Below are 12699 nucleotides of genomic sequence, written 5' to 3'. Positions count from 1 at the left end.
CGGCAGGGGGGGGGCCGGCGGCGGGCCGCCGTCGCGGCGCTCCGCGGGCGTCTCAGTTCGCGCGCCGTCCAGTCGCCGGATCGAAGAAGTGCAGATGCTGCGCGGGCAGCACGACCTGCAGCGCCTCGCCGGCCGCGGGACGATGCGCGTGAGGCAGCCGCGCGGTCACATCGTGCTTGCCCCAGCGGCCGTGCGCGAGATTGTCCGCGCCGAGAATTTCGCAAGAATCGACGCTCAGTGTCGCGAACGGTGCGTTGGCCGTGCCCGGGCTCAGATGCTCGGGGCGAATGCCGAGCGTCCACTCGCGGCCTGTCGCGACTTCGCGGCCGATCGACGGCACGCCCGCGAGCGGCAGCTTCGGGCCGTTGCCGGCGACGTCGAAGGTCGAGCCGTCGTCCGCGACACGGCCTTCGAGCAGGTTCATCCCCGGCGAGCCGATGAAGCTCGCGACGAACACCGTGGCCGGCCGCTCGTAGACTTCGGTCGGCGCGCCGATCTGCTCGGCGTGGCCCTGGTTCATCACGATCACGCGCTGCGCCAGCGTCATCGCTTCGATCTGATCGTGCGTGACGTACAGACTCGTGGTCTTGAGGCGCGCATGCAGGCGCTGGATTTCGAGGCGCATCTGCACGCGCAAACGCGCGTCGAGATTCGACAGCGGCTCGTCGAACAGAAACACCGCCGGCTCGCGCACGATCGCGCGGCCCATCGCGACGCGCTGCCGCTGCCCGCCCGACAACTCGCGCGGCTTGCGCTGCAGCAGCGCGCCGAGCTCGAGAATCTGCGCGGCGGCTTCGACGCGTTTCGCGATCTGCGCACGATCGACGCCCGCGATCTTCAGCGCGTAACCCATGTTCTCGGCCACGCTCATATGCGGATACAGCGCGTAGTTCTGGAACACCATCGCGATGTTGCGATCCTTCGGCTCAAGCTCGTTGACGACCTTGCCGGCGATCGAAATGCTGCCGTCGGAGATGCGCTCGAGCCCGGCGACCATTCGCAGCAAGGTCGATTTGCCGCAGCCGGACGGCCCGACCATGACGACGAATTCGCCGTCGGCGACGTCGACGTCGATGCCGTGCAACACGAACTGTTTGCCGTCGTAGGTTTTCTTAACGCTTTGCAGAGTCAGTGCAGCCATGCCGTTCTAGCCTTTGATTTTGAGTGCTTGTCGCAGTCCGCCATACCGGATCATTTTTCCGAATCCACGAGGCCGCGCACGAACCAGCGCTGCATCGTCAGCACGACGGCGAGCGGCGGCAGCATCGCGAGCAGCGTGGCTGTCATCACCAGATGCCATTCGGTCGCGGTATCGCCCGAGGCGATCATCCCCTTGATGCCGATCACCGCGGTGATCAGCGACTGCTGGCTGGTGATCAGGATCGGCCACAGATACTGGTTCCAGCCGTAGATGAACGTGATCACGAAGAGCGCCGCCATCGTGGTCCGCGACAGCGGCAGCACGACGTCCCAGAAGAAGCGCAGCGCGCCCGCGCCGTCGATGCGCGCGGCTTCCATCAGCTCGTCCGGCAGCGTCTTGAAGAACTGGCGGAACAGGAACGTCGCGGTCGCCGACGCGATCAGCGGCAGCGTCAGACCGGTGTACGTATTGCTCAGATGCATCGACGACACCACCTGCACGGTCGGGAAAATCCGCACTTCGACCGGCAGCATCAGCGTGATGAAGATCAGCCAGAACGCGAGCGTGCGAAACGGAAAGCGGAAGTAGACGATCGCGTACGCGGAGATCATCGACACGGCGATCTTGCCGATCGCGATGACGAGCGCCATCACGAGGCTGTTGACCAGCATGCGATTGAACGGCGCCGCGGCGTTGCCGGTGCCCTGCGTCCAGATCGTGACGATGTTCTCGAACAGATGCGTGCTCGGCACGAGCGACAGCGGCACCGTGAACACCTCGTGCTCGCTCATCGTCGCCGCGCAGAACGCGACGTACACCGGAAACACCACGAGCGCGACGCCGATGATCAGCACCGCGTGACAGAACAGGTCGAAACCGCGTCGGTTCTCGATCATGAGTATTGAACCCTGCGTTCGATGAAGCGGAATTGCACGACGGTCAGTGCCACGACGATGATCATCAGCACGACCGACTGCGCGCCCGAACTGCCGATGTCGAGCCCCTGGAAGCCTTCGGCGAAAATCTTGTAGATCAGCGTGCGGGTGGCCTGGCCGGGGCCGCCGCCGGTCGCCGCGTCGATCACGGGAAAGGTGTCGAAGAACGCGTAGGTGATGTTGATCACCAGCAGAAAGAACGTGGTCGGCGACAGCAGCGGCAGGGCGATGCCGAAGAAGCGGCGCACCGGACCGGCGCCGTCGATCGCGGCCGCTTCGATCAGCGAGCGCGGAATCGCCTGCAGGCCCGCATAGAAGAACAGGAAGTTATAGCTGATCTGCTGCCAGACCGACGCGAGCACGACGAGGAACATCGCCTGACCGGGGTTCAGCGCGTGATTCCACACGATGCCGTGTTTCGCGAGCGCATACGTGACGAGGCCGATGCTCGGGTTGAACAGGAACGACCACAGCACCGCGGCGATCGCGGGCGCGACCGCGTACGGCCAGATCAGCAGCGTTTGATAGGCCTTCGCGCCGCGCGTCACGCGATCCGCGCAGACCGCGAGCAACAGCGAGATCACGAGGCCCGACACGGTGACGAGCGTGCAGAACACGATCGTCGTGTTGAACGACGCCAGATACAGCGGGTCGGCGAACAACTGTTTGAAGTTCGCGAGTCCGACGAACGCGCTCGACGTACCGAACGCGTCCTGGGTTTGCGTCGATTGCCAGAGCGCGACGCCCGCCGGCCAGAGGAAGAACACGAGCGTGATGAGCAGCTGCGGCGCGACGAGCAGGTAGGGCAGCGCGCTGGTGCCGAAGTAGGAGCGCTTTTCCATCGGAATGTCCAGAGTGTGCTGCAACGACGGATTCCCGCGCGGGAGCGCCGGAACCCTGCCTGCAGGCGATGCTTAGTTACCGGCCTTTTCGAAGCGGCGCAGCAGCTCGTCGCCGCGCGCGACGGACGAGTCGAGCGCCTGTTGCGGCGTCTTCTTGTCCGCCCACACCTGTTCGAGTTCTTCGTCGATCACGGTGCGGATCTGCGGCATGTTGCCCAGACGCAGGCCCTTCGTGAACGGCAGCGGCGGCTTGTTCAGCATCTGGCGGATCGCGGTGTCGCTGCCGGGGTTCTTGTCGTAGAAGCCCTGCTGGCGCGTCAGGTCATACGCGGCGGTCGTGATCGGCAGATAGCCGGTGTCCTGATGCCACTTCGCGGCGACTGGCGCCGTGGCCAGATAGGCGAGGAACTTCGCGACGCCCTTGTAGACGGCCGGGTCCTTGCCCGACAGCACCCACAGGCTCGCCCCGCCGATGATCGCGTTCTGCGGCGCGCCCTTCACGCTGTCGTCGTACGGCATCATGCCGGTGCCGAAGTTGAACTTCGCGTATTTCTTGATCGTCGCGAGCGAGCCTGACGAGTTCGTGATGATGCCGCAGTCGCCGCTATAGAACTTCGACACCGGTTCGTCCTTGCGGCCGACATAGGTGAACGTGCCGTCCTTCGCCATGTTCTGCAGGAACTGGATGTGCGCGACCTGCAGCGGCTTGTTGAATTCGAGCTGCGCGTCCATGCCGTCGAAGCCGTTGTTACGCGACGCGAACGGCGCCGCATGCCACGCGCTGTAGTTCTCGAGCTGAATCCAGCTTTGCCAGCCCGACGAGTAGCCGCACGACATGCCCGAGGCCTTCAGCTTCTGCGCATCGGTGTGCAACTCGGCCCAGGTCTTCGGCGGCTGGTTGGGATCGAGGCCAGCCTTCTTGAACGCATCCTTGTTGTAGTACAGCACCGGCGTCGAGCTGTTGAACGGCATCGAGATCAGTTCGCCGGTTTTCGAGTCGCTGTAATAGCTCGCGATGGTCGGCACGAAGGCTTTCTGATCGAGCGGCAGGCCCGCGTCCTTGAATACCTGCGTGACCGGGACGATGGCTTTCTTCGCCTGCATCATCGTCGCGGTGCCGACTTCGTAGACCTGCAGGATGGCCGGCGCATTGCCGCTGCGATAGGCGGCGATGCCGGCGGCGAGGGTCTGGTCGTAGGTGCCCTTGAACACGGGCACGATCTTGTAGTCGTTTTGCGATTTGTTGAAGTCGTTCGCGATGTCGTTCAGACGTTCACCCAGTGCGGCTTCCATGGCGTGCCAGAACTGGATTTCGGTCGCGGCGTGAGCCGCCTGGCTGACGCCGATGCTCAATACAGCGGCGACGGAAAGTGAGCGGAACAGCGGCTTGTAATTCATCGATTTGTCTCCGGTTCGGAAGGGGCGCGGACGCGAATCGCGCGATTCTAGTTGTGTTCGATGACATTCCGGCGGCGGCACGCCGGAAGCCGAAATTTAGCATTGGCTGTCACGGAAAGGAAATAAACGGGAATCTATTCGGAAAGATCACGGGTGATGCAAGTCGGGCCACGGCGCGGGCAAAAACAATCGCCTCATGCAACACGTCCGATCGGTCGGGCCGATACCTGAAGGTTCGTACACGATTGGGTCGCCAAGGCATTCCCATCATGTCGGAGCTTTCGGCATGCCATTGACGCCTAATCCGGGAACGCACACTTTCGGCAGGGACGCCTTCTTCATGCATGGCGACAGCTAGAGTCATCCGGGTAGCCTGGCCATAGGGGCCGACGGCGCGAACGCGGAAGGTTTGGGAATCGCTCTTGCCTATGCGTTGCCGGGAAATCCCGCAGCTGTGCTGAAGCTCGTAGACCCTGTCGAAGGCGACAGTCACATTCTCGCGATATCGCGTGTGTGCGTCATTCCGTCTATTGACGATGCGCCGAAAAACTACAAGGCCAAAGCGTTGCACGCTGTTTCGGCGGTCACGACTGCAAATCCGCACATCAAGGCCCGTTGTCTCGACGCGTTGCGGAGGTCGTAGCGCGCAAACAAAAAAGCCCGCAACCCCTGAGGGTTCGCGGGCCTTAAGCGCGCAGCGCAGTTTGCGCTGCTTCGCGCTTAGACGTTGAACAAAAAGTTCATCACGTCGCCATCATGCACGACGTACTCCTTGCCTTCCGCGCGCATCTTGCCGGCTTCCTTCGCGCCTTGTTCACCCTTGTAGGTGATGTAGTCGTCGAAGCTGATCGTCTGCGCGCGGATGAAGCCGCGCTCGAAGTCGGTATGGATCGCGCCGGCCGCCTTCGGCGCCGTATCGCCGACGTGGATCGTCCACGCGCGCACTTCCTTCACACCGGCCGTGAAGTAGGTCTGCAGGCCGAGCAGCTTGAAGCCCGCGCGGATCACGCGGTTCAAGCCCGGCTCATGCATGCCCATGTCGGCGAGGAAGACTTCCATGTCGGCTTCGTCGAGGTCGGCGATTTCCGCTTCGACTGCCGCGCACACGGCCACGACCGGCGCGCCTTCAGCAGCCGCGAACTTCGTGATCGCGTCGAGGTGCGGGTTGTTCTCGAAGCCGTTTTCCTTCACGTTGGCGACGTACATCGTGGGCTTGGCGGTGATCAGGCAGAACGGCTTGAGGGTAGCCTTTTCTTCATCGGTCAGATCGAGCGCGCGGACCGGCTTCGCCTGGTCGAGCTGCGCGCGGACCTTCTCCAGCACCGCCGCGTTCTTCGCGGCTTCCTTGTCGTTACCCGACTTGGCCGCCTTGGAATAGCGCGCGAGCGCCTTCTCGACGGTGGCGAGGTCGGCAAGCGCGAGCTCGGTGTTGATCACCTCGATGTCCGACAGCGGATCGATCTTGTTCGCGACGTGAATCACGTTGTCGTCTTCGAAGCAGCGTACGACGTGCGTGATCGCGTCGGTTTCGCGGATGTTCGCGAGGAACTGGTTGCCGAGGCCCTCGCCCTTGCTCGCGCCGGCCACCAGACCGGCGATGTCGACGAACTCGACCACGGCCGGCAGGATGCGCTCCGGCTTGACGATTTCGGCGAGCGCCTTCAGCCGCGCGTCCGGCACCTCGACGATGCCGACGTTCGGCTCGATCGTGCAGAACGGATAGTTTTCGGCGGCGATTCCCGCCTTGGTCAGCGCGTTGAACAGGGTGGACTTGCCGACGTTGGGCAGGCCGACGATGCCGCATTTGAGGCTCATGGAAATCCTTCAGTGAATCAGTAGGTTGCGTGATGCGCTCGACGCTGCGCGCGGATTCGGAAAGCCTTCGCGTAAGGTGGGGCGCGGCAGGCTCAGCGGAGCGGACAAAACACCGAATCGGGGCGTTGGCTCGACGATTGAGTGCGAGTTTTCACGGAAAGCGCAATTGTAACCCGTTCGCCCGCGCGGACCCGCCGGCGCATTGGCCCGAAGCCACTGTAGAATCGTCAGTTCAAAGCCGGCAGAGCTCAATTTCCGGGGGAGCAACGTGGGACTCATCAGATGGGTTGGGATCGGCGTCGTCGCCGCGGTCGTGGTGGGCTCGGTCGCGACATGGGTCGCGCCGAATTTCGACGAAGCGCAAGCCACCACGGACCGGCAGACCATCGATTGTTTGACGACCCACCTGTCGCACGAAGATCACGCCGACATCGCGCGGTTCGCCGATAAGAACGACTACGACTCGCTATGGCGCGTGTTCGACCGCGTGTTCCCCGACTGCGCGGTACGCAGCGATCAGCGCGATCGCAAGGCGGAGCTCGAGGCGGCCGCGTGGCGCAACCTCTCGTCCAATCGCGACTTCATGCGCATGCGCGAAGCGAACGCGGCGCTCGCGGCAAGCGCCGCGACGCATTAGCACGACGCATCGAGGCCGCGCGGCCACCGGCCCGGGACTCAAATGCGCGTGGCCGCCAACGCATGAAGTGCGGGTTGCGCGAGCGGTCGGCATCAGACTCGCACAGTCCCGGCCGACAACCTCAGGCTCTGCCCCCAGACACCATGTCCGGCACGAGCCCGCGAGGCCCCGCGCACAGCGCCCAACGGCCGCGCCCGTCGATCCGTCCCCCGCACCCCCCGCGGCTATAATGCGCGCATGAACGCACACCACCAGACCTTTGATGCCGCCGTGATCGGCGGCGGGCTCGTCGGCAAGACCGCGGCGCTCGCGCTCACGCAAGCCGGACTGCGCGTCGCACTGCTCGCGCAGCCTTGCGCGGCGCTGCCCGCCGGTGCTGTCTTCGACTCGCGCGTCTATGCGTTGTCGTCGAGTTCGCAGGCCTTGTTCGAACGGCTGCGGGTCTGGCAGGCGCTCGATCACACACGGCTCGGTCCCGTCTACGACATGCGCGTCTATGGCGACGCGCACGCCGAGCTGCATTTCTCGGCGTTTCAGGCATCGGTGCCGCAGCTTGCGTGGATCGTCGAGTCGTCGGTGATCGAGCGCGCGCTCGATGCCGCGCTGCGCTTCCAGCCGAACCTCACGTGGTTCGACGCGCGCGCGCAGGCGCTCGATTTCTCCGTCGACAACGCGAGCGTCGGCCTCGCGAACGGCAGCGTGCTCGAAGCGGATCTGGTAGTCGGCGCGGACGGCGCGCACTCGTGGGTGCGCGCGCAGATCGGCTCGAAGATGGTGCGCCGCGACTACAGACAGATCGGTGTGGTCGCCAATTTCAAGGCTGCGAAGCCGCACGGCGAAACCGCGTATCAGTGGTTCCGCGACGGCGAGATCATCGCGTTGCTGCCGATGCCGGACGGCCACGTGTCGCTGGTCTGGTCGGCGCGCACCGAACACGCCGAGCAGTTGCTCGCGCTCGATCCCGAGCGGCTTGCCGCCGAAGTCGAGCACGTGAGCGGTGAACAGTTCGGTGCGCTCGACTGCGTGACGCCCGCGCAGGGCTTCCCGCTCGCGTTGCAGACCGTGGACCGGCTCGTCGCCCCGCGGGTCGCGCTGGTCGGCGATGCCGCACATCTGATCCATCCGTTGGCAGGACAGGGCATGAACCTCGGCTTGCGCGACGTCGCCGCGCTCGCGAGCACGATCGGCGGCAAGGAGTCGTTCCGCGATCTCGGCGACATGGTGCTGCTGCGTCGCTACGAACGCGCGCGCCGCGAAGACATTCGCGCGCTGATGATCGCCACCGACGGCCTGCAGAAACTGTTCTCGGTGCCCGGTCCGCTCGCGCGCGCCGTGCGCAATACCGGCATGGCGTTCGTCGGCGCGCAGCCATTCATCAAGCGCTGGCTGGTGTCGGCCGCGCTGGGGTAAACCGCGACGAGGCGTCGGGCGGATAGCCGATGGCCGGTCACCGGCGCCCGGGACAGGTATCATGACCGGATCGAAGCGCTGCGATCCGCCCCTTATCCGACCCCCGATCGAACCTGATCGAGCCTGATTGAACAGATAGGCGGCCGAAACTCGCGGCCGGAACGTAAAAAACGCGCAGGTGCGCGACTGACTCCAGGACTCCAGCATGAAAAAGACCTTCCGCATCGCCGCCGCCGCGCTCGCGATCGGTGCCGCTATGCTCGGCTGCTCGGCGCAGGCCGACCAGACCACCGACAAGCTCAAGGCCACCTTGCAAACCCGTCTTTCCGACGTGACGATCAAAAGCGTGTCGAAGACACCGATCGCGGGCCTGTACGAAGTGAATCTCGGCACGCAGATCGTCTACAGCGATGCGAGCGGCGACTACCTGATGCTCGGCGATATGGTCGACTCGAAGACGCGCAAGAATCTGACCGAGGCACGCCTGTCGGAAACCAACCGCATCGACTTCGCGAGCCTGCCGTTCGGCAACGCGGTGAAGGTCGTGCGCGGCAACGGCGCGCGCAAGATCGCGGTGTTCTCCGATCCGAACTGCCCGTACTGCAAGCAGCTCGAAAAAACGCTGCTGTCGATCGACAACGTGACGGTCTACACGTTCCTGTACCCGGTGCTGTCGCCCGATTCGACGGCCAAGTCGAAGTCGATCTGGTGCTCGGCCGATCGCGCGAAGGCGTGGGAATCGTGGATGCAGGACCGTCAGGCGCCGACCGCCGCCGCCACCTGCGACACCGCCGCGATCGACAAGAACCTCGCGCTCGGCCGTTCGATGAACGTCGAAGGCACGCCGACGGTGTTTCTCGCCGACGGTCGCCGCCTGCCCGGCGCGGTGCCGGCAGATCGGCTCGACAAGGAACTGTCGGCCGTGCACTGAACAGCGCGCTGGCCACAGCGCCACGCCCGCCCCGGGCGCGCAACAGATGCAACGTTCAAACTGAAGGAGGCGCACGCAGCGCCTCCTTTCGCATCGAGCCCCGAACTTCTCCGCCTCACTCTCCTGACACTCCCAAGCGCCGCCGATGAAGCCGATCCGCTACACCATCGTTCCGGGTAACCCCGCCGCCCACCTGTTCGAAGTCACCGTGACCGTCGCCGATCCCGATCCGGCCGGCCAGCGTTTCATGCTGCCGGTGTGGATTCCGGGCAGCTACATGGTGCGCGAGTTCGCGCGCAACATCGTCACGCTGCGCGCGGTGAACGACGCGGGCCGCAAGGTGCGCGTCGAGAAGATCGACAAGCACATGTGGCAGGCCGCGCCGGTCAAGGGAGCCTTGACGCTGCGCTACGAGGTGTACGCATGGGACCTGTCGGTGCGCGCCGCGCATCTGGACGACACGATCGGCTTTTTCAACGGCACCAGCGTGTTCCTGTCGCCGCTCGGCCATGAGGACGCGCAGTGCGTGGTCGATATCCAGAAGCCGCAGGGCGCGGCGTATCGCGGCTGGCGCGTCGCGACCGCGCTGCGGGAAGCGCGCGGCACGAAGCGCTATGGCTTCGGCGAATACCGCGCGCAGAACTACGACGAACTGATCGACCATCCTGTGACGCTCGGGGAATTCGCGCTCGCGACGTTCAAGGCGCACGGCGTGCCGCACGACGTCGTGATCGGCGGTCGCGTGATCGGGCTCGACATGGAGCGTCTGTGCAAGGATCTGAAGCGCATCTGCGAAGCGCAGATCGCGTTGTTCGAACCGAAGTCGAAGAAGGCGCCGGTCGAGCGCTACGTGTTCATGACGCAGGCTGTCACCGACGGTTACGGCGGGCTCGAGCATCGCGCGTCGACCGCGCTGATCTGCAATCGCACCGATCTGCCGGTGCAGGGCCGCGAGCCGATGAGCGAGGGCTACCGGACCTATCTCGGTCTGTGCAGCCACGAGTATTTCCACACGTGGAATGTGAAGCGGATCAAGCCGGCCGTGTTCGCGCCGTATGACCTCGGCGTCGAAAACTACACGTCGATGCTGTGGCTGTTCGAGGGCTTCACGTCGTATTACGACGACCTGATTCTCGTACGCAGCGGCGTGATCTCGCAGGACGACTATTTCGGCCTGGTCGGCAAGGTGATCGGCGGGGTGCAGCGCGGCAGCGGGCGCCTCAAGCAGAGCGTCGCCGAAAGCTCGTTCGATGCGTGGGTCAAGTACTACCGGCAGGACGAGAACGCGCCGAATGCGATCGTCAGCTATTACACGAAGGGCTCGCTGATCGCGCTCGCCTTCGACCTGACGATCCGCGCGCAGACCGGCAACCAGAAATCGCTCGACGACGTGATGCGTCTGCTGTGGAAGCGCTTTGGCCGTGACTTTTATCGAGGCAAGCCGGTCGGCGTCGACGAAAGCGAGATCGAGGCGATTTTCGCGGAAGCGAGCGGCGCGCAACTGGCCGAACTGTTCGCCGAGGGCGTGCGCGGCACGCGCGATCTGCCGCTCGACGCGCTGCTCGCGCCGTTCGGCGTGGCGCTCGCGCCGGACGTCGACAAAAACGGCAAGCCGTCGCTCGGCGTGCGGCTACGCGGTGGCGCGGATTGCGCGCTCGCGACTGTGCACGAGGGCAGCGCCGCGCAGAAGGCCGGCCTCTCCGCTGGCGACGTGCTGATCGCGATCGATGGTCTGCGCGTGACCGGCGGGAATATCGATGCTCTGCTGATGCGCTATCAGCCGGGCGCGAAAGTCGACGTGCACGCGTTCCGCCGCGACGAGTTGCGGGTCACGCAGGTGAAGCTCGACGGTCCCGAAGTGGCCCGCTACAAGCTCACGGTCAGCGATCACCGTCCCGCCGCGCGCAAAGCCCTTGAGCGCTGGCTGACGAAGTGATCGGCGTGGTGGTGGGCCGCACCGGGCGGTCCACCGATCGTCGCCTGTCCCGCCGTCAATCGGCAGAGGAGGGCGGTGGATTGTTCTACCCATGCAACAATCCTTCGCCGCCGGACGGCTTTTTCGCCGGCCGGTAAAAAAACACAATGACTTCACTCGCGCAACACTGCGCGCCCCTACTGGAGTCAACCATGACCACGATCCTGCAAATCAACTCGGCAGCCCGTTCGCAAGGCGCGAACTCGACGCTTCTCGTCAACGAGCTGACGGAAAAGCTGCAACAGTCGAATCCGGGCGCGCAAGTCGTCGTCCGTAACCTGCAAGCCGAACCGCTGCCGCACCTCGACGACGCCGTGCTCGGCGCGTTCTTCACGCCGGCCGACCAGCGCACCCCGGAACAGGCCGCCATCGCCGCACGCAGCGAAGCGCTGATCGCCGAACTGCAAGCCGCCGACGTCATCGTTATCGGTGCGCCGATGTACAACTTCGGCATCTCGTCGCAACTGAAGACGTACTTCGACTTCATCGCACGTGCGGGCATCACGTTCCGTTACACCGCGACCGGCCCGGAAGGCCTCGTGACGGGCAAGAAGGTCCACGTCGTGTCGGCGCGCGGCGGCAAGTATCTCGGCACGCCGAACGATAGCCAGACGCCGTATCTGAAGAGCTTCCTCGGCTTCCTCGGCATGACCGACGTGAACTTCATCTACGCCGAAGGCCTGAACCTGGGCCCGGACGCCGCGAACGCCGCGCTGAGCTCGGCACGCGAAGCGATCGCCGCGGTTTAAGCGGGTTTGTCCTGCCGCATTGCGCAGCTTCGATGCGGCGCGAGCGGTGAAAAGAATAACGCCACGGATGGGTCCACCCTCCGTGGCGTTTTCGTTGTGTATCGCAATCTTCTGACGACGACGCTCTCACGCAAGCATTTGCGCGTCGTCCGGTAGACGCCAGTCGATCGGCTCCCGGCCGTGCTGCAACAGATATTCGTTCGCCTTCGCGAAATGCCCGCAACCGAGAAAGCCGCGATGCGCGGACAGCGGCGACGGATGCGGCGCCTCCAGCACATAGTGCGACTTGCCCCCGAGTAGCGCGCGCTTTGCCTGCGCATGCGCGCCCCACAGCATGAAGACGAGGTTCTGATGCCGCGTCGCGAGTTCGTGGATCAGCGTGTCGGTACATTTCTCCCAGCCGCGTTTCGCGTGGCTCGCGGCGCTGTCGCGCTCGACGGTCAGCACCGTGTTCAGCAGCAGCACGCCCTGTTTGGCCCAGCTGTCGAGGCAGCCGTGCTGCGGCGTCTGGTGACCGAGACTCGCGGCGATTTCCTTGAAGATGTTGCGCAGCGACGGTGGCGGCCGCACGTGCGGCGCGACCGAAAACGCGAGACCATGCGCCTGCGGCGTGCCGCGGTCTTCGCCGTGGTACGGGTCCTGGCCGAGGATTACGACTTTCACTTCGTCGGGGCTCGTCAGGCGAAGCGCGCGGAACACATCGGCCGGATAGATCGTTTTGCCGGCGGCACGCTCACCGTCGACGAAGCGGCACAGCGGCGCGTAGGTGTCGCTGTCGATGAAGGGTTTCAGGTGCGCGCGCCAGGCCGCTGGTAGCGCGGCGAATTGTGCTTCGAGCGTGGGCGGGGCGGCGGTGGGGGCGGCGG

The 12699-nt window shown here is 64.8% G+C and carries 11 protein-coding genes; 5 read left to right on the top strand and 6 right to left on the bottom strand.

Annotated elements, in window-relative coordinates; all coding sequences use genetic code 11:
• Positions 1-52 precede the first annotated feature (52 nt).
• The 5 genes from F6X37_RS33990 to ychF all read right to left on the bottom strand — a co-directional run bounded on the left by F6X37_RS33990 (position 53) and on the right by ychF (position 6131).
• A complete protein-coding gene (locus tag F6X37_RS33990; protein ID WP_184065664.1) occupies positions 53-1141 on the bottom strand; it encodes a sn-glycerol-3-phosphate import ATP-binding protein UgpC in 1089 nt (362 codons plus the stop codon).
• Between the two features lie 50 nt (positions 1142-1191).
• Positions 1192-2037 carry a sn-glycerol-3-phosphate ABC transporter permease UgpE gene (ugpE, locus tag F6X37_RS33985; protein WP_090802035.1) on the bottom strand — a complete coding sequence of 282 codons (846 nt, stop codon included), beginning with the start codon at positions 2035-2037 and terminating at the stop codon, positions 1192-1194.
• Positions 2034-2918, bottom strand: coding sequence for a sn-glycerol-3-phosphate ABC transporter permease UgpA (ugpA, locus tag F6X37_RS33980; protein WP_090802034.1), 885 nt, complete (start codon positions 2916-2918; stop codon positions 2034-2036). The genes ugpE and ugpA overlap by 4 nt, the downstream gene beginning before the upstream one ends.
• A gap of 72 nt (positions 2919-2990) precedes the next feature.
• On the bottom strand, positions 2991-4316 hold the full coding sequence (gene ugpB / locus F6X37_RS33975; protein ID WP_187614373.1) for a sn-glycerol-3-phosphate ABC transporter substrate-binding protein UgpB: 1326 nt from the start codon (positions 4314-4316) through the stop codon (positions 2991-2993).
• A 720-nt stretch (positions 4317-5036) separates the two neighbouring features.
• Positions 5037-6131 carry a redox-regulated ATPase YchF gene (gene ychF / locus F6X37_RS33970; protein WP_184009123.1) on the bottom strand — a complete coding sequence of 365 codons (1095 nt, stop codon included), beginning with the start codon at positions 6129-6131 and terminating at the stop codon, positions 5037-5039.
• Positions 6132-6399: 268 nt separating this feature from the next.
• Here ychF and F6X37_RS33965 point away from each other — a divergent pair, with 268 nt between their 5' ends.
• The 5 genes from F6X37_RS33965 to F6X37_RS33945 all read left to right on the top strand — a co-directional run bounded on the left by F6X37_RS33965 (position 6400) and on the right by F6X37_RS33945 (position 11833).
• Positions 6400-6768, top strand: a complete 369-nt coding sequence (locus F6X37_RS33965; RefSeq protein ID WP_260321397.1) for a hypothetical protein — start codon at positions 6400-6402, stop codon at positions 6766-6768.
• A gap of 237 nt (positions 6769-7005) precedes the next feature.
• Positions 7006-8178, top strand: coding sequence for a UbiH/UbiF family hydroxylase (locus F6X37_RS33960; protein ID WP_187614371.1), 1173 nt, complete (start codon positions 7006-7008; stop codon positions 8176-8178).
• A gap of 205 nt (positions 8179-8383) precedes the next feature.
• Positions 8384-9109: a DsbC family protein gene (locus F6X37_RS33955; RefSeq protein ID WP_090802025.1), complete on the top strand. Its 726-nt coding sequence runs from the start codon at positions 8384-8386 to the stop codon at positions 9107-9109.
• A gap of 145 nt (positions 9110-9254) precedes the next feature.
• Positions 9255-11045 (top strand): M61 family metallopeptidase, encoded by a 1791-nt coding sequence (locus F6X37_RS33950; RefSeq protein WP_187614370.1) that lies wholly within the window; start codon positions 9255-9257, stop codon positions 11043-11045.
• A gap of 191 nt (positions 11046-11236) precedes the next feature.
• Positions 11237-11833 carry an FMN-dependent NADH-azoreductase gene (locus F6X37_RS33945; RefSeq protein ID WP_187614368.1) on the top strand — a complete coding sequence of 199 codons (597 nt, stop codon included), beginning with the start codon at positions 11237-11239 and terminating at the stop codon, positions 11831-11833.
• A 126-nt stretch (positions 11834-11959) separates the two neighbouring features.
• On the opposite strand, the gene F6X37_RS33940 is transcribed toward F6X37_RS33945, so the two are convergent.
• Positions 11960-12699, bottom strand: a 740-nt coding sequence (locus F6X37_RS33940) for a uracil-DNA glycosylase (RefSeq protein WP_187614366.1), incomplete at its 5' end; no start/stop codon positions are given.

It is taken from the genome of Paraburkholderia sp. 31.1, assembly GCF_014397645.1.
Taxonomy (GTDB): Bacteria; Pseudomonadota; Gammaproteobacteria; order Burkholderiales; family Burkholderiaceae; genus Paraburkholderia; species Paraburkholderia tuberum.
This window is presented reverse-complemented; position numbering and strand designations above follow the sequence as displayed.